Annotated in this window: 22 protein-coding genes; 12 read left to right on the top strand and 10 right to left on the bottom strand. The window is 58.1% G+C overall.

All coding sequences use genetic code 11. The annotated features are described in order from the left end of the window. The first annotated feature begins 3 nt into the window (after positions 1-3). The 4 genes from H9S92_RS01935 (at position 4) to H9S92_RS01920 (ending at position 3,451) form a co-directional block, all read left to right on the top strand. Positions 4-945, top strand: coding sequence for an SdiA-regulated domain-containing protein (locus H9S92_RS01935; protein WP_187465041.1), 942 nt, complete (start codon positions 4-6; stop codon positions 943-945). Then, entirely contained in the window at positions 942-2,174 is a 1,233-nt protein-coding gene (locus H9S92_RS01930; protein ID WP_187465040.1) for a Pycsar system effector family protein, read from the top strand. Before H9S92_RS01935 ends, H9S92_RS01930 begins: the two co-directional genes overlap by 4 nt. Positions 2,175-2,247: 73 nt before the next feature. Next, on the top strand, positions 2,248-2,814 hold the full coding sequence (locus tag H9S92_RS01925) for a nitroreductase family protein (RefSeq protein ID WP_187465039.1): 567 nt from the start codon (positions 2,248-2,250) through the stop codon (positions 2,812-2,814). A 58-nt stretch (positions 2,815-2,872) separates the two neighbouring features. After that, positions 2,873-3,451, top strand: a complete 579-nt coding sequence (locus tag H9S92_RS01920) for a GNAT family N-acetyltransferase (protein WP_187465038.1) — start codon at positions 2,873-2,875, stop codon at positions 3,449-3,451. Positions 3,452-3,457: 6 nt separating this feature from the next. On the opposite strand, the gene H9S92_RS01915 is transcribed toward H9S92_RS01920, so the two are convergent. Then, positions 3,458-4,336 carry an outer membrane beta-barrel protein gene (locus H9S92_RS01915; protein WP_187465037.1) on the bottom strand — a complete coding sequence of 293 codons (879 nt, stop codon included), beginning with the start codon at positions 4,334-4,336 and terminating at the stop codon, positions 3,458-3,460. A gap of 252 nt (positions 4,337-4,588) precedes the next feature. On the opposite strand from H9S92_RS01915, the gene H9S92_RS01910 reads away from it, so the two are divergent. Continuing rightward, complete coding sequence (locus H9S92_RS01910) at positions 4,589-5,206, top strand: NifU family protein (protein ID WP_187465036.1); 618 nt, start codon at positions 4,589-4,591, stop codon at positions 5,204-5,206. 255 nt (positions 5,207-5,461) lie between these two features. Here H9S92_RS01910 and H9S92_RS01905 read toward each other — a convergent pair whose 3' ends face one another. Further along, positions 5,462-6,115 carry a hypothetical protein gene (locus H9S92_RS01905; protein ID WP_187465035.1) on the bottom strand — a complete coding sequence of 218 codons (654 nt, stop codon included), beginning with the start codon at positions 6,113-6,115 and terminating at the stop codon, positions 5,462-5,464. A 157-nt stretch (positions 6,116-6,272) separates the two neighbouring features. Beyond that, the gene (locus H9S92_RS01900; RefSeq protein ID WP_187465034.1) at positions 6,273-7,109 is read right to left on the bottom strand and encodes an ion transporter; all 837 of its coding nucleotides are present in this window, start codon (positions 7,107-7,109) and stop codon (positions 6,273-6,275) included. 341 nt (positions 7,110-7,450) lie between these two features. On the opposite strand from H9S92_RS01900, the gene H9S92_RS01895 reads away from it, so the two are divergent. Then, positions 7,451-8,215, top strand: coding sequence for a LytR/AlgR family response regulator transcription factor (locus H9S92_RS01895; RefSeq protein ID WP_187465033.1), 765 nt, complete (start codon positions 7,451-7,453; stop codon positions 8,213-8,215). A 378-nt stretch (positions 8,216-8,593) separates the two neighbouring features. Then, entirely contained in the window at positions 8,594-10,534 is a 1,941-nt protein-coding gene (locus tag H9S92_RS01890) for a tetratricopeptide repeat-containing sensor histidine kinase (protein WP_187465032.1), read from the top strand. A gap of 173 nt (positions 10,535-10,707) precedes the next feature. On the opposite strand, the gene H9S92_RS01885 is transcribed toward H9S92_RS01890, so the two are convergent. Further along, entirely contained in the window at positions 10,708-11,355 is a 648-nt protein-coding gene (locus H9S92_RS01885) for an ABC transporter ATP-binding protein (protein WP_187465031.1), read from the bottom strand. Between the two features lie 3 nt (positions 11,356-11,358). After that, complete coding sequence (purU, locus tag H9S92_RS01880) at positions 11,359-12,216, bottom strand: formyltetrahydrofolate deformylase (protein ID WP_187465030.1); 858 nt, start codon at positions 12,214-12,216, stop codon at positions 11,359-11,361. A gap of 264 nt (positions 12,217-12,480) precedes the next feature. Between purU and H9S92_RS01875 the strand changes: the two genes are divergently transcribed. Next, the gene (locus H9S92_RS01875; RefSeq protein ID WP_187465029.1) at positions 12,481-14,526 is read left to right on the top strand and encodes a putative porin; all 2,046 of its coding nucleotides are present in this window, start codon (positions 12,481-12,483) and stop codon (positions 14,524-14,526) included. A 134-nt stretch (positions 14,527-14,660) separates the two neighbouring features. On the opposite strand, the gene glgB is transcribed toward H9S92_RS01875, so the two are convergent. After that, positions 14,661-16,622, bottom strand: a complete 1,962-nt coding sequence (glgB, locus tag H9S92_RS01870; RefSeq protein ID WP_187465028.1) for a 1,4-alpha-glucan branching protein GlgB — start codon at positions 16,620-16,622, stop codon at positions 14,661-14,663. 242 nt (positions 16,623-16,864) lie between these two features. Between glgB and H9S92_RS01865 the strand changes: the two genes are divergently transcribed. After that, on the top strand, positions 16,865-17,257 hold the full coding sequence (locus tag H9S92_RS01865) for a PEGA domain-containing protein (RefSeq protein WP_187465027.1): 393 nt from the start codon (positions 16,865-16,867) through the stop codon (positions 17,255-17,257). A gap of 97 nt (positions 17,258-17,354) precedes the next feature. Here H9S92_RS01865 and H9S92_RS01860 read toward each other — a convergent pair whose 3' ends face one another. The 3 genes from H9S92_RS01860 to H9S92_RS01850 form a co-directional block, all read right to left on the bottom strand. Then, complete coding sequence (locus tag H9S92_RS01860) at positions 17,355-18,077, bottom strand: DUF4332 domain-containing protein (protein ID WP_222935936.1); 723 nt, start codon at positions 18,075-18,077, stop codon at positions 17,355-17,357. A 260-nt stretch (positions 18,078-18,337) separates the two neighbouring features. Continuing rightward, positions 18,338-18,991 (bottom strand): CatA-like O-acetyltransferase, encoded by a 654-nt coding sequence (locus H9S92_RS01855; RefSeq protein ID WP_187465026.1) that lies wholly within the window; start codon positions 18,989-18,991, stop codon positions 18,338-18,340. A 212-nt stretch (positions 18,992-19,203) separates the two neighbouring features. Further along, positions 19,204-19,803 carry a hypothetical protein gene (locus H9S92_RS01850; RefSeq protein WP_187465025.1) on the bottom strand — a complete coding sequence of 200 codons (600 nt, stop codon included), beginning with the start codon at positions 19,801-19,803 and terminating at the stop codon, positions 19,204-19,206. Positions 19,804-20,115: 312 nt separating this feature from the next. Between H9S92_RS01850 and H9S92_RS01845 the strand changes: the two genes are divergently transcribed. The 3 genes from H9S92_RS01845 to epsC all read left to right on the top strand — a co-directional run bounded on the left by H9S92_RS01845 (position 20,116) and on the right by epsC (position 22,772). Then, entirely contained in the window at positions 20,116-21,015 is a 900-nt protein-coding gene (locus tag H9S92_RS01845) for a helix-turn-helix domain-containing protein (RefSeq protein ID WP_187465024.1), read from the top strand. Positions 21,016-21,306: 291 nt separating this feature from the next. Then, the gene (locus H9S92_RS01840; RefSeq protein ID WP_187465023.1) at positions 21,307-21,816 is read left to right on the top strand and encodes an RNA polymerase sigma factor; all 510 of its coding nucleotides are present in this window, start codon (positions 21,307-21,309) and stop codon (positions 21,814-21,816) included. Positions 21,817-21,986: 170 nt separating this feature from the next. Then, positions 21,987-22,772, top strand: coding sequence for a serine O-acetyltransferase EpsC (epsC, locus tag H9S92_RS01835; RefSeq protein WP_187465022.1), 786 nt, complete (start codon positions 21,987-21,989; stop codon positions 22,770-22,772). An 81-nt stretch (positions 22,773-22,853) separates the two neighbouring features. Here the strand turns inward: epsC and H9S92_RS01830 are convergent, their stop codons facing one another. Next, positions 22,854-24,122, bottom strand: coding sequence for a metal ABC transporter permease (locus tag H9S92_RS01830; protein WP_187465021.1), 1,269 nt, complete (start codon positions 24,120-24,122; stop codon positions 22,854-22,856). Between the last annotated feature and the right edge of the window lie 41 nt (positions 24,123-24,163).

Raw genomic sequence — 24,163 nt, 5'->3', positions numbered from 1 at the left:
ACCATGCGTATACTGAACAGCCCCAACTTACTTTCCTTGCTCATTCTGGGCTTTGTGGTGCTGGTGGCAGGAACCTACGGATACGTCACTTATACCCAGCGTCCTGAAATGGAACACTACGCGGTGGACCCTGGGTACGGCTTCCCTTTCGACTTCGAAGAGCCGGAACAGGTGGTGGATTTGCCCGAGGCTTTGACAGAAATCAGCGGACTTTCTTCCTGGTACACTGATGACCAGGTGCTGGCCGTGCAGGACGAAGACGGGGAACTCTTCGTGGTGGACGTCCGGACGGGCGAAATAGAAGAAACCTTCAGTTTTGGAAAGAACCGGGATTACGAAGGGGTAGCGCGGAATGGCGACAAAATTTACGTGTTGGAAAGCGATGGCAAGGTGCACTACCTCGATTACGTTGAGGGCACCAAAGAATACAAAGCCGTGAAGCTGGAAACGAGCTTCAGTTCCCGCGACGATACCGAAGGCCTTGCCTACGACCCCGTCCTGAACCGGCTGCTGATTACGCCGAAGGAACAGGAATTGACCACCGACGATGAAGCGGACGATCACCAGCGGGGCATCTACGCCTACGACCCTGAGCTGGGCCTGATGGCCCCTGAACCCTTGTTTACCATTGACGAGTACGCCGTGGGGCAGGTCGTCTACGGCCAGCGGCAACGCTTCAACATTAAGCCCAGTGGGATTGCCGTGGACCCGATCACCAAGGATCTTTACGTTTTAGCCTCCATCGGCAATATCTTGGTGGTTATTGACCGGGAAAGCAACATCAAGCACATTGAGCTGTTGCGAGAAAAAATGTTCCGGCAGCCGGAAGGCCTTACCTTCAACGCCCGGGGAGACCTTTTCATCAGCAGTGAGGGCCGGGGCGGCGATGGCGTTTTGGCCACTTACCGACGCCAGACGGCCGCAGCAACCAGTAAGGGACAATGAGTAAGAACAACAACGAAACCAAGGAAAAAGAGGTAGTGAAAGTGCCACCCTCGCCACGGGTGGTGGCGGCCGCCGACTACGTCAAGGGCCAGTTCAATACCAGCCTTTCACCGCATTACCTTTTCCATAATTTTTCCTACGCTGAAGAGATCGCCGAACAGGTGAAGGAACTGGCCACCGCCGCGGGGCTCGGTAAAGCCGTGGTGGAATTGCTCGCCATTGCCGCCTATTTCTACCCCCTGGGCTACACCGACGGCTATAAAAAAGTAGCCGACCGTTCAGCAGCGGCGCTGCGGGCCTGGGCCGATGAACATAAGGTAGACCTGAACACCGAAGAGGGAGACGCCGCCGATTGGCTCCGCGAAGCCCACGATGCCGACCTCTCCAGCCCCCTGCCAGCCCGCATCCTGCACGACGCCGCCTGGAGTTGGCTCGGCCGCAAACGCTTCGAACGCCGGGCCGACCTCCTCCAGCTGGAACGCAACGCCCTGGATGGAGAAAACGGCGACCCGGTCAAATTCGGCGAGGAAATGCAGGCGTTTCTCCTCCATTTCAACTACCTCACCACCGTCGGTAAAGAAGCCTACGATGCCCGGCGGCGGAAAAATGTCTCCACCCAACAGGAGAACAACTACAAGATTGAGCAAAAGGAAGTAAAAGCCAAGACGGGCAAAAACTTCGGCCGCGGCATCGATACCATGTACCGCACCTCCTTCCGCAACCACATCAATCTCAGCCGGATTGCCGACGGAAAGGCCAACATGATGATTTCCATCAACACCATCATTCTTTCCATCGTCATCACCGTCTCCGGAGCAAGTTTTTCTTTTTTCGAGGACGTCTTTTTTGAAAACCCCGAGTTTCTGGTGCCCATCATCAGCCTGCTCATGAGTTCCCTCATTGCCGTGATCTTCGCCGTTTTCTCCGCCCGTCCCAGTGTGACGGAGTACCGGATCAAAAAGCAAAAACTGATCAAAAGTAAAGAAGCGAGCCTGCTGTATTTCGGCAACTTCCTCAAGCTGGAAAAAGCCGATTTCATCGACTACATGTCCACCATGAAGCTCGACCAAAGTGCCCTTTACGACGACCTCGCCAAGGATTTGTACGATCTCGGCCAGGTGCTCCACAAAAAATACCTCCTGCTTACCATCAGCTACAATACCTTCGTCGGCGGTTTGGCGCTGGCCGTCCTGAGCTTTCTCACCGTCTACCTCCTGAATATTCTGTAGGGAGGCACTGTGCCGCCATTCTATTTTTTTCGCTTCCCCATCCGCCCCGAGCGGAAGTACAACTTACTTTCACATGTTAGCCCACGTAGCAAACCGCCGTTCCATCTTTCCCCAGTTCTTCACCGATCAAGCCGTTGACCGCAGCGTGCTGAGTGCGCTGCTGGACGCGGCCAACCAGGCTCCCAGCCACAAAAAACTCGAGCCCTGGCGCTTTCGCGTCTACACCGGTGCTGGCAAAGCCACCCTGATGCACGATATGGCTACGATTTACGAAGCCGGTGGCCCCGACAAAAAATGGGACGAAGGCCTCCAGAAAAAATTCGGCGAAAAAGTGGAGCAGTCGCCCGTAGTCATCGCCATCTTCCTGCACCGCGAGCACCCCAACCCCACCTTGCCCGAGTGGGAAGAAGTGGCGGCGGTTGCCTGCGCCGTAGAAAACCTGTGGACAAGCCTCGATGCCTTTAACCTGGGCGGCTACTGGTCCAGCCCCGGCTTCCTGTGCGGAGACTACGGGCAATGGCCCGACGCCGCCCCCAACGAACGCTGCCTGGGCCTGTTCTACCTCGGATACTACGAAGCGCCCGAACTGCCCCGCCGCCGCGGCGCCTGGGAGGAGAAAGTGACCTGGTACGAAGGCTAAGCCCCCCACGGCACTGCCTTCGCAGAAAACCATCGAATACCTTAGCTATCTTTAAGCCATGGATGCTGCACTCTTCGACATCGATACGGCGCTGCTCACCAACCGCTGTGTGGTCCGACGCTTTCGGGAAGGCGAGGGTAAACACCTCTACCGGCTCATCAGCGATAACCAGGATTACCTCACCGATCATTTCCCCATCCTGGTAGCGGAAGCGGGGGCGAACCCCAACGCCGCCGAAGCTTTCGTGCGCGAACGCATCGCCAATTGGCTGCTGCAGCAAGACTACGCCTTCGGGGTATGGCTCAACGAAACAACGGAGCTGGTGGGGTACGTCCACCTTTTTGACATCAACTGGTCGGTCCCCGCCGCAGAGATCAGTTTCTTCATCGACCACCAGCAGGTGAGAAAAGGACTGATGACCGAAGTACTGGCCCGGGTGGTCCGCTTTGGCTTCAAACAACTGGCGCTGGAGAAAATTTACCTCCGCACCCTGTCCGATAACTTCCCCAGCCAGCGCCTCGCCCGGCGGGTGGGCTTCAGCCGGGAGGGCGACCTGCGCAACGAGTTCCGCAGACCCGGCGGCATGCTGGCCGACCTGGTCCGCTTCGGCTTTTCCCGGGAGACCTACGGCGAGTAGCAGCCCCTAAAAGCGGAAGCCGACGCTCGCCTGGATGGAGCGGCTGAAGTCTTCGTCGCCAGCGTTGAACGCGCGCCCTCCCACGCGGTCTTCGTTGGTGAGGCGCAGATCGTTTTCGTCGCGGGAAAGATCCGTCAGCCCGTGTTGGTAGCGCACGCCAAAGTAAAGGCCACTGTTCAGGAAATAGCTGGCCCCGGCAATCAGGCCAAAGTCGTACCGCCGGTAACGGGGCTCATCGCGGTCCGAATTGTAGAAGGCGGAGATGACGTCGGGAGGCAACACATCCGTGCGCGGCAGGGGCGTGGTAGAACGCGAGATGACGCCGCCTCCACCCGCCAGGTCGCGGAAGTAGTTGCCCTCTACGCTGAAAATGATGTCGTTCTCCAGCCCGAAAGTGTTGGTCTGGTAAGTATCCGCCCCGGAAACCCGGCTGGCCACCAGAAAGCCAGCGGATACGCCGCCCTCCAATTCCAGTTTGCCGAGCTTGAAATAGGCCGTAACGGGCACGTCGATGTAGCTGTTGATGATGTCGTGCTCGCTGGTGCGCTGGCCGAAGATGATGTCGCCCTGCAGGTCATCGGGGTTGGAGTAAAGGTAGAAGTACGAAGGCCCTTCGTAGTCAATTTGCCCCCCTTTCTGGCTGTAGAGGAGGTCCGCTTTGAAGCCAAACAAGTCAGTAAACGCCAAAGCAAAAGTGGCCCCGACGTGGAAGCCCGTCGTGCGCTGGAAGCTTTCGTAGCTCACCGTTCCGTCGGCGCTCTGCTCAGCAGGGCCGTCGAAGCTGTTGAAGTTGAGGCCAGCGCGGAAGCCCCCGCTGAATTCCTGAGCGCGAACGCCAGCGCTGGTGAGGAGAAAAACAAGGCAAAGCAAAAAAGTAGGGCGCATTAGTATTGGTAGATTTTGGCTCAAAGATGGAACGAATCGCGGACATGGTTGGTGCGGCACCCCGGGAAATTTGCGGCGGCAGCCCTGGGAGGCCTGACTTTCCCTGCTCCTCGTCCTTTCTCCCCCCTCCGGGGGGGCGGGGGGGAGCACCTGCGTCCGCGCCCAGCAAAATGCACACCACACCTTCAACCCTCCAGCCCCCGGGGTGTTCAATAGGCATCACCGGGCCGCGCGCCCCCAAACCAAGCTAAAATGAGTGAAGTGGTCACCCAAAAACGGCCAGTCTTGCTGTACACCGAGCAAACGCCTAACCCGGAAAGCCTGAAATTCGTCACCAACCGCATGCTGTACAACGGCACGGCGGAGTTTAAGGAGGAGGAATTCGCCCGGCAGTGGTCGGAACTGGCCGCTGCCCTCTACGATTTTCCCTACGTCAAGAAAGTTTACATCGCCAACAATTACGTCACCCTGACGAAGGAGTTCAACTACTCCTGGGACGATGTGATGCTCAAACTCAAGGAATTCATCAAGGATTACCTCCAGGACGAGAAACCCATCATCAAGGAGGGTTTTGCCGAAGAGGTGGCCCGCCTGGAAGCCGAGCGGGGCGATAGCTTCGCCTACAGCGAAGACGAGGCCGAAACCGTCACCCAAATCAAGGAACTCATCGATACCTACGTGAAACCCGCCGTGGAAATGGACGGTGGCAACATCGAGTTCAAAAGCTACCACGAAGGCGTCGTTACCGTCATCATGCAGGGCTCCTGCAGCGGCTGCCCCAGCTCCACGGTCACCCTCAAATCCGGTATCGAATCCATGCTCAAGCGCATGATGCCGCAAGTAAAAGAAGTCGTGCAGGAGATGGGCTAAGCCTCCTTTTCTTACGCAAAAGCCACTGGTCCTGCCCGGGCCAGTGGCTTTTTTTATTTGCTTCGCAGTATTTCATGCCGGGCGCGGCCGCAGGTGCTCCCCCCCCGACCCCCCGAAGGGGGGAGTTCGGACAGGGAGCAAAGTAAGTCAACATGCCAGCTTGAGCACTCCGTCGCAAAGCCATTTACCAGCCCCAAAAAAACAAAGGGCCCAGGCGCGTAGCCCGGACCCTTGGAGGAAAAAGAGTAGTATTTACTAGTTGCTGAACCCGAAACGGGCCTCAATCTGGAAAATAGCCCCAGAGACGTCTTTGTCCGATACCACTGGGACATCGACAATGGTAAGGTCCACGCCACTGGCGAAGCGGTAGCCCCCTTCCAGGCCGATGCGGAACCACTGGAAGAGGTTCAGCTCCAGGCCAGCCATCGCCTGACCCACCAGAAAGCGGTCATCGAAGCTTCCTATCTCGACCCGGCCGGGGCCGAAGATAGCCGTGAAGCGGGGGTGAATGGGTTTCTCGGAGAGGGGAGAGTAGGCAAGGATGAGGCCGCTGTGGCGGAAATTGTAGCGATTGGCATTACCGTCGTCGGTAGTGAAGTCTTCCCGGCCTTTCCAGCCGCCGTAGCCGATGAAGAACTCGTTGCCGAATTCCAGTCCGCCAAAGCCGCCGCGGACGAGCGCCCAGTCATCCCCCGTCATGGAGTAATTATAGGTTGGGCCACCCCAGATGCCGCTCAGGTCGAGGTCGCCCAGCAGCGTGCGGTCGCGGCCGCGGCTCTGGTACTTGGCCAGGGGCTGGGTGGATTCGGTGGCGCGGTAGGCGAGGGCCGGACCGTCGAAGCTGGCCTCCGCCTGGGCGCTTAAAAAGGAGGCGGCGAAGAGGCAAAGGAAGAAAGTTAGCAGTCTCATGTGCAAATAAATTTGGGTGATGGAGGAGAAGAAGGCGGAGAACGCTTGCCCCGCAGTATTCACGTTTTACACCAGCAATGGCGATTGCTGATGCCCAAAGGTTGCACCTCCAGTTCTTAAAATTTTAGGAACACACAATTAAAAGAGCGTTAAGACCTTATGCGATGGGGGGATTTTCGGCATTCAGCAGGCTACCGCAGTATTTGCAGTACCGCGCGTCTTTATCGTGCCCTTCGCGGGCGCAAAAGCGACAGACCTGGGTGGAAACTTCTTTTTTCCGGCCGTCCTTCACCATTTCGCTGGTAACGATCCCGGTGGGCACCGCAATGATGGCGTAGCCCAGGATCATGACCATGGCGGAAAGGAACTGCCCCAGGTCAGACTGTGGCGTGATGTCTCCGTAGCCCACCGTGGTGAGGGTGACGATGGCCCAGTAGACTGCGCGGGGGATGGAGCTGAAACCGTCGTTTTGGCCCCCTTCCACGAGGTACATGATGGATCCGATGATGATGACCAGGAGGGCAACGGTAAAAAGAAAAACGGTGATCTTATTGCGGCTGGCAATGATGGCTTTGCGCAGTTGGTCCCCTTCGCTCAGGTAAATACCCAGCTTGAAAATCCGGAAGACCCGCAGCAGGCGGATGACGCGTACGACCACAAAGTACTGCGTACCAGCAAAGAAAAAGCTGAGGAACGAGGGCAGGATGGCCAATAAGTCGATGATGCCGTAGAAGCTCAGCGCGTAGGAAAGGGGCTTGCGGGTGGTGTAGAGCCGCAGGAGGTATTCGAGCGTAAACAGGAAGGTGAAGGCCCACTCCAGCAGGAAAAAAACGCGGCCGTACTGCGCGCTCCAATCTTCGGAGCTTTCGAGCATCACGGTGAGGACGGACAGGATGATGAGGACCAGCAGAACGACATCGAAAAGCTTCCCGGCGGGCGTATCGGCCTCGAAGATGATCTCGTGGATGCGGTCGCGGAGCTTTTGCTTGATCATGGGGTGCTGAAATTGCGGCGGTGGTAAAAGTACAAAGCCTGGGGCGGGGATGGGGTTCAACCCTTTCCGAAAGCGTCCTCGCCGCTTCAGCGCAGGGGTTAGCCCTCCCGTTTGGCGGGCAGAAGGAGCGTTCCGTCAATGGCGCACAATGAATAAAATGAAAAATCGTACATTTGTCAGCCGTTCGCGCCTTGCTCCTTAGTCTTTCTTCCCCCTTCGGGGGGATGGGGGGGATGCACCTGCGGACGCGCCCAGTGTAAAAAAAAACTGCGCAGCCAAAACAAACCACCGCACCGCAGCACCCCTTTGAGGACTGTGGCCCGGCACAAAAAAAACTATCCATGCTACTGAATGCCGTAATAATTGAGGATGAACGCAACGGCCTGATTAACCTCAAGCACATGCTCGCCGAGCACTGCGAAGACATTGAGGTGATTGGCGACGCCGACGGGGTGGAAAGTGGCCTGCGCCTGCTCGAAGACCCCGACATCAACCCCGACGTGGCCTTTCTGGACATTAACCTCCAGGACGGTAAGGTCTTCCAGCTCCTCAACCGCCTCACCAGCATTGATTTCGACATCATCTTCGTGACGGCCTGGGACCAGTTTGCCATCAAGGCCTGCGAGTATTCCAGCATCGGGTACATCCTCAAGCCCATCGACCACGTGCAACTCATTGAGGCGGTGGCCCGCGTGCGCCCGCGCAAGCAGGGCCGCACCCAGGAGCGCCTGCAGGTGATGCAGCAGTACGCCAGCCACCCCAATGCCTTCGATAAACTCTCCATCGCCGCCCTCGATGGGATCCACTTTGTGAAGATCCGCGACATTGTCCGCTTCGAAGCCGAAGACAATTATACCCACATTTATCTGGTCGGGGGCAACAAAATTACGGCCTCCAAAACCATCAAAGCCTACGAAGACATGTTGGCCCCGTTTAACTTCTACCGGGTACATAAACGGCACGTGATCAACATGAACTACATGAAAAAATTTGTAAAGGGAGACGGTGGCTACCTCATCATGGACGACGGTATCCACATCGAAGTGAGCCGTCGGCGCCGCCCCGCCTTCATGACTCAACTCAGGATATTGCAGGAAGTACTTTAATATCCCAGAGATTATACCTATTTTTGGAGCGGTATTCGTTCCTGGCAGAACGGCGTGCCCAGTCTACACAGTGGTTGAATCATCAGAACGTGAAACTTTCAAGGAACTCTCTATGTCTCAAAACGGGAAAAAAACTATCGAGGAACTGAAGCGGGACCAAAAAGACAAAATTTTGGACCGCAAGAGTATGGACCAGGTGACCGGCGGTAAACGCCGCGGCAGCTGGTTGCGCCGGGTGTGCGGCGGGATCATCCCCCAGTAAACTTTTGGCGTGGGATGGAGTAGCTTTGCGGACCAACCGCTGGGCTTGCCCCGTATTCCCCCACCTCCGCGCTGCCTGGGAAATCCGCCCCGGAGCGCCACCGATTTCACCTACCCATGTTCAATGCACAAAGCGCTCCGCGGGACATCAAGCTGCTGGAGAAAAAACTAGCCGGCACCAGCAAGCCGATGGACCGCATCCGTACCCTCGATCGCCTGATCAGCCACTACGTCTATACCCAGCCGACCCGGGCGCGGGAGTTGCTCCAAGACCTTAAAGACGCTTACGAAGCCACCCCCGACCAGAGCGTGGGCTTCCTCTACTACCAGCACCTCGGCAACCTCGAGAACCAGGTTTACGCCGATCGGCTGGCGCTGGTGGCCATGCAGGAGGCGGTAAAGTCCGTCGACCGGGAAGGGGACATTGCCGACAAGATCGAAGTGTACCTGGATTACGTGGGCATCCTCATCAACCTCGGGCAACTGGAGCCCGCCCGCGATTATTTCGAGCTGGCCGAACGCTTTCTGGGGTCTTTTCCCTCCGACCGACTGCGCGCCCGCGCTCTGTGCCGCCACGGATACCTCTACATTCACTCCTTCAGCTACGCCAAGGCCATCCCTACCTTCCTGGAGGCCGACCGCCTCCTCTCCGGCGGCAGTTTTGAGCTGGTGTTGAAAGACCATTATTTCTACACGCTGGTCCACTACGGCCTGGGTACCCTGCTGACGCGGCCCGACAGCGAAGACAAGGCCGCATCCGCCTTTAAGCGGGCCATCGCCCGCTGCGAGGAGAAGGGGCTCTACGCCCGTCTGCCCTGGCACCAACTGGCGCTGGGCGAAGTTCTCCTCGGAAAAGGCGCGCACGAAGAAGCCATCGCGGGTTTTCAGTCCATCATCAATTCCAATGCCAACGGCAGCCGTCGCGCCCTGGCTTCGGCTTACGTCAACCTCGGCCTGTGCTACTACGAAACGGGGGAACCTTCGGAGGTCATCACGCAGTTGCTCGACCAGGCGGAGCAGCTCTTTTTGGCCGAGGAGGAGCCGCCCCGACAGCAGCTCGTGGCCGTAGAAATTGCCCGGGCCCAGTTGCAGTACGCCGACGGAGACCTGCCCGCCGCCATCAATAAGTTGCAGCAGACCTTCGATTCCCTCGATCCCCACGCCGAAGACGCTGGCCTCTCCGTAATGGGGCAGATCGTGGAAATATCCCAAATGCTGGCTACCTGCTACGCCGAATCGGGGGATTACCCCCGGGCCTACGACCTCCAGATGCGCTACAACGTCTACCTCGATCGCTACCACGAGCTGCAGGACGCCAAACGACAGGAAGAATTTGCCGCCCAGTTTGAGGCGGAGATCCGGGAAAAAGAACGGGAAAGCCTCCAACTCCGCGCCAGCCAACTCCAACTGCGGGCGTTGCGGGCCCAGATGAACCCCCACTTTTTGTACAACGCGCTCAACAGCATCCAGTCGTTCATCACCACCAACGACGCCAGCACCGCCTCCCGCTACCTGGCCAAGTTTGCCATGCTGATGCGCCGCAGCCTGGAATACACCAACCGCGAATACATCACGCTGGAGGATGAAGTGAGCTTTCTCAAAGACTATCTCGACATCAACTGCCACCTCCGCTTCGGCGGGCAACTCAGCTATGAGGTAGAACTGGTCGGTGACCTGGAGGAGGACGTCCTGGGCGTCCCCACCATGATCCTCCAACCCTACGTCGAAAACGCCATCGAACACGGCCTGCGCACCCGCCCCAAGGGCCACATCAGCGTTCGCTTTGAAGCCATTGACGATGACGACGACAACATCAAGGCTACCGTGACCGACGACGGCATCGGCCGCACCCGCGTCCGCGAAATGCAACGTTCAGACAATACCCGGCCCTACCACCAATCCCGCGGCACCGACATTACCCGTTCCCGCCTGGAGTTGCTCACCAACGACCCCGAAAACCGCGTCCTGATCGAAGACCTCCACGACGAAAACGGAGAGGCCACCGGCACCCGTGTTACCGTCCGCATCCCCGTCTCTGACGTGCTGCCCCGGAGGTGATTAGTTCATAGTTCATAGTTCATAGTTCATAGTTCATAGTTCATAGTTCATAGTTCATAGTTCATAGTTCATAGTTCATAGTTTATAGTTCATAGTTCACTCGTTACCGGTAAACTACAGAACTACTAAACTACAGAACTACTAAACTACTGAACTACTATACTACTGAACTACTAAAGCACCCCATCCACCATTTCCAGGCGCCGGTCACTCAATTTGGCCAGTTCTTCGTTGTGGGTGACGATGATGAAGGACTGCCCGAAGTCGTCGCGCAGTTGAAACAGCAGTTTGTGCAGTTCCTGGGAGTTGGTGGAATCGAGGTTGCCGGTGGGCTCGTCGGCAAAGACGATGGCGGGAGAATTGACGAGGGCGCGGGCGACGGCTACGCGCTGCTGTTCGCCGCCGCTGAGTTGGGAGGGCTTGTGGTCCATCCTGCTTTGGAGGCCAAGGTAGTCCAGCAATTCCTTGGCCCGTTGTTGGGTGGTGACTACGTCGCTCTTATGGATGTAGCCGGGGATGCAGACGTTTTCCAGGGCCGTGAACTCGGGCAGCAGATGATGAAACTGAAAAACGAAGCCGATGTGCTGGTTACGGAAGGCGGCGAGTTGCTTTTCGCGCAGCTTGAAGACGTCTTGGCCATCCACCAGCAGCTGGCCACCGTCGGGCCGGTCGAGGGTCCCCAGGATGTGGAGCAGGGTGCTTTTGCCCGCGCCGGATTTACCGACGATGCTGACGATTTCGCCCTTGCCGACCTGGAGGTCTACGCCCTTGAGCACTTGCAGCGAGCCGTAGCTCTTGGTGATGTTGGTGGCTTTTAACATGGCTTAGTGGAAGATGATCGTCCGGTTGCCGAAGGGCAGGATGAGGTGTTGGAGTTGGAGATAAATGGCCCGGCTGAGGACGCGTTTTTCGACGTCCTTGCCAATGCGCTGGAGGTCTTCGGTGCCGTCGCGGTGGCTGACCCGCTCAACGTCCTGGGCGATGATGGGCCCCTCGTCGAGATCGGCCGTAACGTAGTGGCTCGTAGCCCCGATCAGTTTCACGCCGCGCTCGAAGGCGCTGTGGTAGGGGCGGGCGCCCTTGAAAGCGGGGAGGAAAGAGTGGTGAATGTTGATGATGCGGTGCTGGAAGTGCTGGCAGAAATCGTCGGAGAGGATTTGCATGTAGCGGGCCAGGACAATAAAATCTGCCTCCAGCTCTTCCAGTAGCGCGATGGTTCTGGCTTCCTGCTCCGCTTTATTGACGGCGGTGATGGGCAGGTAGTGGAAGGGGATGTCAAAGCGTTCGGCGATGTAGCGCAGGTGCTCGTGGTTGCTTACGATGGCCGGGATGTCGCAGTTAAATTCCTCGGTGCCGTAGCGCTGCAAAATGTCGTAGAGGCAGTGGCTGGCCTTGCTGACGAAGAGCACCATCCGGGGTTTGTGCTCGGTAAACTTCAACTGCCACTTCATGCCGTGGGCATTGCCGATGAGGGTGGCAAAGTAATCATTGATCTTCTCCCGGGGGATGATGAAGCCGGCCAGGTCCCACTCAATGCGCATGAAAAAGTGGTTCAGGTCGCGGTCTACGTGTTGGTCCAGGTTCAGGATATTGCCCCGGTTTTTGTGGACGAACTCGGTGACCAGGGCCACGAGCCCGGGTTGATCCGGACAATGAATAAGCAAAATAGCGCTGTTGGACACGGCGTAGGGGTTGATTTAGCTGGGCGAAGATAGGTACTGCTTCCGGAGTGGCGGTGCATTGCGGGCAAGACGCAGTGCTTTTTTGCGTGCAGTAATTCCCACAGGGCGCGGTCGCAGGTGCTCCCCCCCGACCCCCCGAAGGGGGGAGAAAGTTGAGGGAGCAGGGGAGGAAGGAGGCTTTGCTCGCCCACCCAGCCCTTAAACTTCTCCTAATCCCGTCGGCCCGGGGCCACGTTCCTCGCTTTCGTCGTTTCTTTGCGGAGCATGAGCAGTAGCAAGCATTCTTCCGGTGGCCCCCTCTTTCCTTCGCTTTCGGTGGCGCCCCGCCTCCGCTGGTGGCGACTGGCCTGCCTGCTGTTGGCCCTGCCGTTTGGTACTGGCCTGAATGCCCAGGTACTTGATCCCTCCACGCCCCTCACCCCGCGGGAGGGCGACCCGAATTTTGACCCCAACGAGAACCGCCGCGCCCGCGCCCAGGAGCAGCGCGAGGAAATTCTGGACACCTTCGGCATCTTTCTCTACCAGGTCGATAACCCCAACGTGGAAAAAAACTGGCGGGATTCCCTGCTCGATGGCTTCCAGTTGTACGAGCCCGACCGGAAAGTGGCCTACGATTACGCCACCATCGGGCAGCGCGGCGGAGCGGCTTACCCCCTGCGCTATACGCCCATCACCCGGCGGGGGACGGCCATCGGCCTGCGGCAGTTTGACCTTTACACCCTCAACGGCGAAAACCTGGACTACTACCGCCTGGAGCATCCCTTCACCTACCTGGGCTACGTACGGGAAAGCGAGCAGGAAGATTACTGGGTGAAAGCCAAATTCAGCCGCAATTTTGCCGACGGCGTCAACCTCATCCTCGATTATACCCGCATCTCCCAGCAGGGTACCCAAGACCAGTACCCCGGCCAAAACCTGCGCAACACCCACGTCGGCACCGGCCTGAGCGTACGGCCATCCGGCAGCCGCTACAGTGGCTTTTTCAGTTTTACGGCCAACACCTACGAGCAACTCCAGAACGGCGGCATCGTCGCCGAGTCTTTTGCCAACATCGGTAATGGCGGGGAGGTCGATAACATCCGCAACCTGACGCCCTACCTCGAAAACACCCGCCTGCGCCACAGCAACCGCGAACTGATGGCTACCCAGTACCTGCAGTTCGGCGGCCAACGGGACAGCCTCAGCGGACTGGAGCGGCGGGCCTTCACCCTCCGCCACCGCCTGCGGTACGACGCCAGCCGCTACCGGGTCACCTCCGAAGCAACGGAACAGGATACCGCCAATTTTTACCGCCGCTTTCCCGCCCTGCTCATCGATCCCCGGGGCGTCCGTAACCAGATTAGCCACCGGGTGCTGGAGAACGACTTTTCCATTTCCACTTTCCGCCGGGGACAGTCGGGCAACCGCGCCAGCGTCCAGCGCGACGTCCTAGAGCTGGGCCTGACCCACCTCTACCACCGTATCCTGCAAGACGGCGACTCAACGGTAAACAACCTCCTGGCCCACGGGAAAATCGGTCTGCGGCCCAACGACCGGCTCAACCTGCTGATTTCCGGCCAACTCAACATCGTCGGGCAAGTCGGCGACTACCGCATCGAAGGAGAGGGCACGCTCGACCTCGGCGTCGGTGGGGTCCTGGAGCTGCGGGCCCTCAACCAACTCTACGCGCCCGACCTCGTGCAGCAGGTCTACCGCCTCAACGGAGAGACGCTCTGGAACAACCGCTTCGGCAAAGTGCTGGAGGCCCGTCTGGAAGGAGCTTACACCCTGCCCCTCGTCCGGATCCGCGCGGGCCTGGCCTATACGCTACTTACAAACTACGTGTACTTCAACGCTGAAGGGGTGCCCACCCAGGCCAGCGACGTCAACAGCCTGCTGCAACTGACGGCAGAACGCGACTTCAGCTTCGGCCGCTGGCGCGTTGCCAACCGCGTCTTGTTGCAGGAGGTTGACCAGGACGTGTTCCGCCTGCCCCGCCTCTACGGCGAGCACAGCTTTTACTACGCCGGCAAGTGGTTCAAGGTCCTCAACGTCAACGTGGGCTTCGACCTCCGCTACGCCTCCGGCTTTCGGCCTTACTACTACAACCCCGTGGTCCAGCAATTTCAGTTGCAGGAAGGGCAATCGACGGGCTTTCAGTACCAAATCGACCCTTTCTTCAGCATGCGGGTGACGCGCTTCCGCTTTTTCATCAAGTACAACCAGCTCAACACCACCTGGGATGCTGAGCGCCTGCTGTACCTGGTTGCGGACCACCCTTACCCCGATGCGGCCATTCGTTTCGGCGTTACCTGGCGCTTGCTGGATTAGGCCCAGTTGCTAATAGCTCACCGTGTTTTACCCTTTTTTTGGGGGCTTAAAAGGATCAGGGGGACTTCTCCATTGCTCCTTGTCCTTTCTCCCCCCTCCGGGGGGCCGGGGGGGAGCACCTGCGTCCGCGCCCACTAAACCTTTTTCTTGCGGCTGGCTTTGGGCTTCGCTGCTGCTGCGACGGGCTTTTCCAACTGGAGCACTACGGTACTGAGCGGGGGCAGGGTAAACTCTACGTGGTAAGGGCGTCCGTTCCATTCCGAGGGGGCGGAAGGGAGGAGGGAAAGGTCGTAATTGCCAGTGCCACCGTACTGCTCGTCGTCGCTATTGATGAGGCAACGGTAATTGCCTTCGGCGGGGACGCCCACTCGGTAGTGGTGGCGCACGGCGGGGGTGAAGTTATTGATAACGATGGCCACGTCGCCGTCGGTTTTGCCACGACGCAGGTAGCTCAGGACGCTGTTTTGGTGGTCGCCAATGTCAATCCATTCAAAGCCCCGCGGGTGGTAAGCCTGTTCGTAGAGGGCGGTGGTTTGGCGGTAGAGCAGGTTGAGGTCGGCCACAAATTTTTTCAACGCGGCGTGGGGGGCGTACTGGACCAGCGCCCAGTCGAGTCCGCGCTCAATGCTCCACTCGCTGGTCTGGCCAAACTCGGCGCCCATGAACAAGAGTTTGCTGCCCGGGTGAGTGTACATGTAGCCGTACATGGCCCGCAGGTTGGCAAAGCGCTGCCAGTCGTCGCCCGGCATACGGTCGATGAGCGGCCCTTTGCCGTGAACGACCTCATCGTGGCTGAGCGGCAGCATGAAATTTTCGCTGAAGGCATACACGAGGCTGAAAGTGACTTCCCCGTGGTGGTAACTGCGGTGAATGGGGTCGTTTTTAAAGTAGTTCAGGGTATCGTGCATCCAGCCCATCATCCACTTTTGGCCAAAGCCGAGGCCCCCGACGTAGGTGGGGCGGGAGACGCCCGAAAAGGCGGTGCTTTCTTCGGCAATGGTCATCGTATCCGGGTATTCCCGGAACACCGTTTCGTTGAATTCCCGCAGGAAACTGATGGCTTCGAGGTTTTCGTTGCCGCCGTACTGGTTGGGGATCCATTCGCCGGCCTTGCGGCTGTAGTCGAGGTAGAGCATCGAAGCCACAGCATCTACGCGCAAACCGTCAACGTGGTAGCGGTCGAGCCAGAACAGGGCGTTGGAAATCAGGAAGGAGCGGACCTCATTGCGGCCGTAGTTGAAGATGGCCGATTTCCAGTCGGGGTGAAAACCTTTGCGGGGGTCGGCGTGGTCGTAGAGGTGAGTGCCGTCAAACTGGGCCAGGCCGTGGGCATCGTTGGGGAAGTGGCTGGGCACCCAGTCGAGAATCACCCCGATGCCGGCTTTGTGGAGCTCCTGCACGAGGTACATGAAATCTTGTGGTCCCCCAAAACGGCTCGAAGGGGCAAAGTAGCCCGTCACCTGGTAGCCCCAGCTGGGGAAGTAGGGGTGTTCCATAACGGGCAAAAACTCCACGTGGGTGAAGTTCATTTCCTGCAGGTATTCCACCAGTTCCACGGCCAGCTGCCGGTAACTGAGACTGGTGGTGCCGCCGGGCTTTTTCCAGCTGCCGAGGTGGACTTCGTAGACGGAGTAGGGGCGGTCGATGCCATTGGACTCGATGCGGTTCTTCATCCAGTCGGTGTCTTCCCACTCAAAGTAAGTATCCCACACTACGCTGGCGGTTTTCGGGGGGACTTCCCACAGGCGGGCGAAGGGGTCTCCTTTTTCGAGCGAAGCGCCGTTGCCGGCCTGGAGGGCGTACTTGTAGACCGTGCCGTTGCCGATACCGGGGATGAAGCCTTCCCAGATGCCGCTACTATCCCACCGCGGGTAGAGCGGGTGAGCGTTGCGGTTCCAGCCATTGAAGTCGCCGAAAACACTGACGGTGCGTGCCGAAGGAGCCCAAACGGAAAAGTAGGTGCCCGTTTGGCCATCCACTTCAATGACGTGGCTGCCCAGCTTATCGTAAGCCCGAAAATTTTTCCCCGCTTTCCACAGGCTGATGTCGTAATCGGTGAAAAGGCTATGGGCAATGACGGAAGAAGTAGATTGCATGGGCGGTTTTTTTAGCATACGGAAAGGCCAGGGCCTCCCCGGGGTGAAAATAGGAATTTTAACAACATCGTCCCCGTCTGCTCGCAGGGCCAGGTCGCTTTTGTGGCCAGTCGCTCCGGACGGCCAGGGAGGCGAACGGTGTTAATTCAATCTTATAATTGGGCAAACGCGCAGTCTGCTTGGGCGGCCGGACTATCTTTCTGCCCGACAATTCCAATTACCCAATCACAACCCCATTTACCATGCGCCTGTTTACTTCCCTTGCGTTTCTCTCACTTTTCCTCAGCAGCAGCTGCGCCACCCTCTTCACCGGAACGCGCGACCAGATCCTGTTCACCTCCGAGCCCAGTGGCGTTAAAGTGGTGATTGATGGCTACGCCGTGGGCAAAACGCCCATCCTGCTCGACGTTCGCCGCCAAATCAACGGCCGCTGGGTCGGCTTTGAACTGGAAGGGTACGAAGACCAGTACCTCCAATTGCCTACGCAGTTCAACGGCGTTTCCATCCTCAACCTTACCTGTATCCTCTGCTGGGGGGTAGACCTGATCACGGGTGCTGTGAGTACCTACACGATGCCCAGCGTTTTTGTGGAAATGGAACCCACTTTGCCCGTGGGTATCCGCAAAATCGACTAGCCAAAGCGTCTTCCCCCACGAAAAAGGCCCGGGCGCGTATTGGAACGCGACCCGGGCCTGTTATTCGGGGGAATATGAACCCAGGGTGGGGACGGGCTTAACGCACGCCGCCTTTGAGTTCCTCCTGGAGTTTTTTCAGTTCTTCTTCCTTGCCGGCGGCGGCCAGGGAAGCTTGCTCCTGCCAGGTGCCGGGCTTGGCCAGGCGGTAGCGGGCACCGGCGGCCTGGAGGACGTCGGCGAGCATGGTCGGGCTGGCTTTGCTCAGTTCCGCAAAGGTGTAGATGCCGGCCTCATTGAGCAGGGTGGCAATCTTGGGGCCAATGCCTTCAATGCGCTTCAGGTCGTCGGCCTTCTTGGCTTCGGTCTTGGCGGGAGCGGCTTTGGCGGCGGTTTTCTTGGCGGCGGGTGGGGTGGCCTCGGCCTTCTTTACTGCGGCCTTGGGGGCGGCGGGTTTCGCTTCGGCTTTTTTCGCGGCGGGCTTGGCCGGAGCCTTGGGGGCGGCAGCAACTTTGTTTACTGCATCGAGGGCGAAGCAGCAGTTGATGGTGCCGTAGCCGGAGTCGGTGTAGGCCTCCGCCTGGTCATCGTTTCTCCAGTCCCAGCCATCCGCCAGGTAGCGGAATTGGTAGTGGCCAGCGGGCAGGTGAGTGGCGGCCTTGTAGGCCCCTTTGCCGCTTTTCATCACCAGGCCGCCGTCCCAACTCCAGTCGTTGAAGTTGGCCAGCACCCGGATGTCGCGGTTTTCTCCCACCAGCGTTGTGGGAACTTCGAAAGTTACTTCGTAGAGCTGCTTGGATTTAACGTACGCTTTTTTGATCATGGTTGGATGGGTGGTTTGTTTGTGATTACCCAGCGAGATAGTGTTTGTTGTACACTAACCTGAACCTTAATACAAAATTAAGCAGAACGCGCTGATTTACAAAGCTTTTGGGCGCGGGCGCAGGTGCAGCGCAAGTCGTTGGAAAGTAGGGGAAGTCAGGATTTTCCCGTCTTTATTTCGCGCCCAGGCACCAGCGGACGGAATGTTTCGGCGGCCCCTCCCACTCTCCCAAATAATCCTTCGTTCGGGTAGTAGAAAAATCATGCGAAATTTGCAAATATTTTTTCGCACTGGTTGAGGTGGCCCTGGATTTTCTGGTAGTAACGGCCCAGATCGCTGCCGTCCACGAGGGCGTGGTGAGCGTGTACGGCCAGGGGCATCATTATCCGCCCCGCACGCCCGAAGTACTTTCCCCAGGTGATGCGCGGAACGCTGTCGCCCGGGCTGTAGTGCATGGCGTGGGTAACGCTGGTAAAACTGGCCCAGGGGAAGGCGGAAAGGAAAAGGTAGTCGTCCGTATCCGGGTCATCGTCCAGGCTGGGGCTGCTAGCGCGCAGGGCCATTTGCTGCACGGCCCGCTGGTGAAATGCTGCGGGGTCGGCGGCGTAGGGCACCGTACAGAAGCTGAAGACGGCAGATTCGGCCGTAGGCACGGTGAAACTGGGGCGTAAAGTGGCATGCTCAACCACCGTTTCGCCCCGGATGCGCCAGCAAAAGGGCGGGAGTTCCAGGGCTGTCCGGGTAATGAGGTACACCAGCGCGGGCGTGAAGCGCAGGGTAGGGGAGCGGCGGACCAGCGCCAGAAAGTCCGTAACGTCTACCTCCGCCGTAATGCCGAAGTGGGGTTGATCCATCCGGCTGAAAAAGGCGAAATGCTTGCGCCGGTGGGGTTCTGCAAATTCGATGATCTTCATGGTGGGCTGAAGGTAGTTAGTTCGGTAGTTTTGTAGTTCGGCAGAGGGGCATCGACCTGCAAAACTACCGAACTGCCTGCTAAAAGTCGTTGAAGACCAACTAGTAGTGATCATTACAAGGGCTCAACCTCCCGGTAGTTGAGGGCAAAAAAAAGCCCCCTCCGCCAATGTAGGCGGAGGGGGCGAAACTTAAAGTCGATCATGCAAAATTCTTAGTACAGCTGAATGGCTGTGACGTGTTTTTTGACGTTGGAGGCGTCAACGGTCACGTAGTAATCGCCGGGGGCGAGTTTATCGAGTTGGTAAGCACGCTTCACGGGGCCGTCGGATTTGACCTGGTCGGTAAAGACGGTAGCGCCGTCCTGGCCCACCAGGGCGATGGAGACCCGACGGCTGCTTTCGTTGGGATAATTGACAACGAGGAGGCGATTGGCACTCAGGTCAACCCGTGGGTAGTAAATCCTTTGGGCTTGCTTGAGGTCGCGGGTCACTTCGTCGCCAGTGGCTACAATGGGCTGGGTGGTACGTCCGCGGGAGTCGGTAAAGACGAGGGTGTATTGCCCGGCTGGCAGGGTAGCGAGTGGATAGCGCTTGTTGAGGAATTGTCCCTTGGCCAGCGTGATCCGGTACAGGGAGTTTTCCGTGTGGTCGAGGATGTCAAGGGTCGTCTCTTCGCTCACTTCCAGCGTGGTACGCAGTACGAAAGTTCGGGAAGAAACATCGGTCAGCACAACAATGTCGAGCGGATCAATGGAAGCCCGGACGTTTCCGAGGCTGAAGAGGAGTAAGAGTAAAACAGTTAATCTTTGCATAGCGAAGAGGTTGTTTGGCGGTGCCGCATGTCCGACCTCATCTTTTGATACTGCAAAGTTGGGGCGAATTTTCGCTGCACTTTGCGCATAAATTGGCAGGTGTGATGCAGTTTTTAGCAAAGTGGGCCTTTGGGCCCGTTAAATTGGTGTACATTGTACACTAAGTGGCCGGAACTGCCCGGTTTTACACTGGTTTCGACGGGGTAGAAACCCTTTCCTCAAGGTTAAATTTTTGCCTGTTCACAACTACTAACGGCCCAACGGTTGTTACTTTGTATTGACTTATCGTCTAAAGTACACTAACCTCATCCCATGGACGCCAATAGCCTTCCCATCCTGGAGCGTGTTATGCCTTCACCCGGAGCCTCTTTTCTGGTGAAGCACTACCCCAACCCGAAGGATCGTACCAATAAATTGCCCAAGTGGCACTACCACCCCGAGTTGGAGCTGGTCTACGTTCGCGGTGGCCATGGCCGGCGGCACGTCGGCAGCCACGTTTCCCACTACCGCGACGGCGAACTGATCCTGATCGGTTCCAACCTGCCTCACTGGGGTTTTACCGACCGCTTCACGGGCAACAAGGCCGAAACGGTGGTGCAATTCAGTGCTTCGTTCCCGAATGCCGACTTCCTGAATCTCCCCGAGATGCGCCACGTCAGTGACCTGATGGACCGCGCCCGCAACGGCATTTCCTTCAACGGAACGACGCGCACCGTGCAAGGCTCCCGAATGGAACGCCTGATCAATCTGGACCCCCTGAGCCGGATGCTGCTGCTGATCGATATCCTCCACCAACTGGCCGTATCGAACGAGTTTGAATCCCTCAACGTCGATGGACTCCACCTGCAGATTGCCACCCACGGCTACGACCGCTTTAACGATGTCCAGCAGTTCATCAGCGAGCACTTCCGCCGGGATATCCCCCTGCCGGAGGTGGCCCGCATCGCCTCGATGTCCGAACAGGCCTTTTGCCGCTACTTCAAGAAGGTGACGGGCAAAACCTTTATCACTTACCTGACGAACTACCGGATCGTTTACGCCTGCAAGTTGCTGGCCGACGAGCACTCGACCATCGCCGAGGTGGCCTACGACTGCGGGTTCAACTCCCTGAGCCAGTTCAACCGGGCCTTCAAGAAACACATTGGCCGGACGCCGACGGACTACCGCAGCGACCTCCGGAAAAGTGTGATGGGCTTCCTGCCCCAGGAATAAAACGGGCTGCGGAGCGGGGGAGCAGCCCGATCGACCTCCCCCGCTCCCTCAACTTTCTCCCCCCTTCGGGGGGGGGGGAGCACCTGTGACCGCGCCCAAGGCTGCTGCGGCGGGTTTTTATTTAGTCATTTTTTTATATTTAAACAAATTTTTTGTCAATGACCAGGATTAATGGTCTGATTACTAGTGTGTTGTGATTTTGGTACGGTTGTTGATAGTAGTACTTGTCTTAGTCATCTAAACTAAGGCGTACTTACGATAGATCAATTCACAACAGCACACTTACGTATCATGACACCACAGGAATTCACTCAGGAAATCGGCAAACTCGAAAATCTGCTCTTTTCATTTGCGCTGCGGCTGACCCGCAGTCAGCAGGATGCCCAGGACCTCATCCAGGAAACCAGCATGCGGGCCTACCGCCACCGCGATAAGTTTACGATGGGCACCAACTTTAAAAGCTGGGTGTCTACCATCATGCGGAATACCTACATCAACAATTACCGCAAAAACAAAAGCCGTAAACACGTAAACCAACCCATTGAACACTTCACCTTTGCGCTGGAGAGTCACAGCGCGGTGCCGAACCAAGGGGAGCACGATATGCGCCTGAAAGAGCTCAAAGGCATGCTGGACGGCATCGGCGAAATCTACCGGATTCCCTTCATGATGTTTCTCCGGGGCTACGAGTACAAAGAAATTGCCGACCAGATGGACATTCCCATCGGGACGGTCAAGAGCCGCATCTTTCTGGCCCGCCAAAAAATGAAGATGGCCATTGGCGATCGCTACCAGCATTAGAAAAATCCCCGTAACGTGGGCAACCAAAAATGGCAAAAGGGCCAGTCTTTCCGGAGGCTGGCCCTTTTTCGCCTGCTTCGGTGCTGGTGGCCGAGGGGAGTAAAAACTTGCGGGCTGCTGCGGGTGTTGGAGTACCTTGCCGCTCCATTTTATTTTCTTAATACCACGTGATGGATCAGGATTTTTTCCGGGCCCGCTTTCGGGAGCACGTTGCGGCGAGCGAGTTGCCTTCGCCGCAACTGATTGAGGATTGGCTGGATGGCTTGCTGGAATTTTTGTTTCCGGAATTCAGTGACACGCGTTTCTCGAACGAGCGGGCTTTTCTGTTGCACTACCAGACCAACGACCTGAAGCTCTACACGATTCTGGATACCTTGGCGGCCAAGCTATCCCGGCCCGCCGCCGAGCTCCGCGACGATTTCGAGGCTTCCTTGCCCGCCATCCACGCGGCGCTTTCGGAGGACGCTGATGCTATTCTGGCGGGCGACCCCGCCGCACGCAACCGGACCGAAGTCTTGAGCACTTACCCCGGCTTTTACGCCCTGGCCGTGCACCGCATTGCCCACCGGCTCTGCACCCTGGGCATCCCCCTGCTGCCACGCATGCTCAGCGAAGTGGCCCACCGGCAGACGGGCATTGAAATCCACCCCGGAGCGCGGATTGGCCGGCGCTTCTGCATTGACCACGGTACGGGCATCGTCATCGGCGAAACGGTGGTTATTGGCGACGACGTAAAGATGTACCAGGGCGTTACCCTCGGCGCCCTCAGCGTGCGTAAGGACATGGCCCGCACCAAGCGCCACCCTACGATTGAAGACCGCGTGGTGATCTACGCCGGCGCCACCATTTTGGGCGGCGACACCGTCATTGGCGCGGGTTCCATCATCGGGGGCAACACCTGGATTGTGCGCAGCGTGCCGCCCGAAAGCCGTATTTACTATCGTTCGGAAGAGTAGGGTGGGCGCGGCCGCAGGTGCAAAGTGGCGGGATGTGGAGCAATGCCCGTCGTCCTCCCCCCGGCACCTGCGGGCGCGCCCTCAAACTTCTTTGCCGGGGATGACGGAACCGTGGGGGTCCGTCTCGGGATACCCCAGTTCGGCGTCGACGCGATCGAGCATTTCCTCGGTGAGCAGGTGCTCGAGGCGTTCGGCTTCTTCGTGGATCTGGTCGGGGGTAAGGCCCACTTCCTGATTGAGGTAAGTCTCCCAGAGGCGGTGGGCGCGGATGAGGCGGAGGGCCAGGAGTTTTCCGCCGTCGGTGAGGTTTAAGTCGGCCTTTTCCAGTAGTCCTTTGCCGCGCAGGGTGGTCAGTTGCCGTTGCCATTGCCGGTCGCTGAGGTCGAGTTCGGAGCGGATGGCCTGGGCGTCGGCCTGCTGCAGTTGCTGATTTTGGCCGTAGACCCGCTTGAGGATGTCTTCGCGCAGGGTCAGCTGATTGCGCTGGTAGCGAAAGTAGGCCCGGGCCAGCATCCCCCGGGTGGGGGCAAAAACCACCGTGAGAGCGTAGATGCCCGTGGCCACCAGAGCCATGGCCGGTCCGGGCGGCGTGTTCAGCCACACGGCCACGACCATTCCTACGATGGCCGAAAGCATGCCGATGAAGCCGGCAATGACCAGCACCGCCTGCAAACGCTGGGCCAGCAGCAAGGCCGTGGCCGCCGGCGTAATCAGCATGGCCACCACCAGAATGACCCCCACGGTCTGTAAGCTCGCCACCACCGCAAAGCTGAGCAGCAGCATGAGAAAATAGTGCAACAGCCGGACGGGAATCCCCATCGTTTCGGCAACCACCGATTGGAAGGTCGCCGCAAACAAGTAGCGGTAAAACACCACGACGGAGAGCAGAACGTAGACCATCACCAGCGCCGTGAGCAGCAGATCCGTATCCGAAACGCCGAGGGCGTAGCCAAAGAGGAAGTCTTTTAAGTCCAGGTGCACCCCATCCTCCCGGCTGATGCGGCTGATCAGGATGACGCCGAGGGAAAACATGGAGGTAAAGACGATGCCTACTGCCGCGTCATTCTTGGTTTTTACCCGCTGCTGGATCCAGGTGATGCCAAAGGCCGTGAGCAAACCCGCCGCCACGGCCCCGCTGAAAAAGGCCAAAGTACTGTAGCCCGCAATCATGTAGGCCACCACCACGCCGGGCAGAATAGCGTGGGCCAGGGCGTCGCCCACCAACGACATGTTCCTGAGGACGATGAAGCAGCCCAGTACGCCGCACATCAGGCCAACCATGCTGCTGGCAACGATGGCGCGCAAGGCCCAGACCTCGGAAAGAATTTCGAATAAGGATGCTTCGCTCATGCGGTCCCGTAGATTTGGGGTGAAGTTAGATTGGTCTAACA

This window comes from Neolewinella lacunae (genome assembly GCF_014349155.1).
GTDB lineage: Bacteria > Bacteroidota > Bacteroidia > Chitinophagales > Saprospiraceae > Neolewinella > Neolewinella lacunae.
This window is presented reverse-complemented; position numbering and strand designations above follow the sequence as displayed.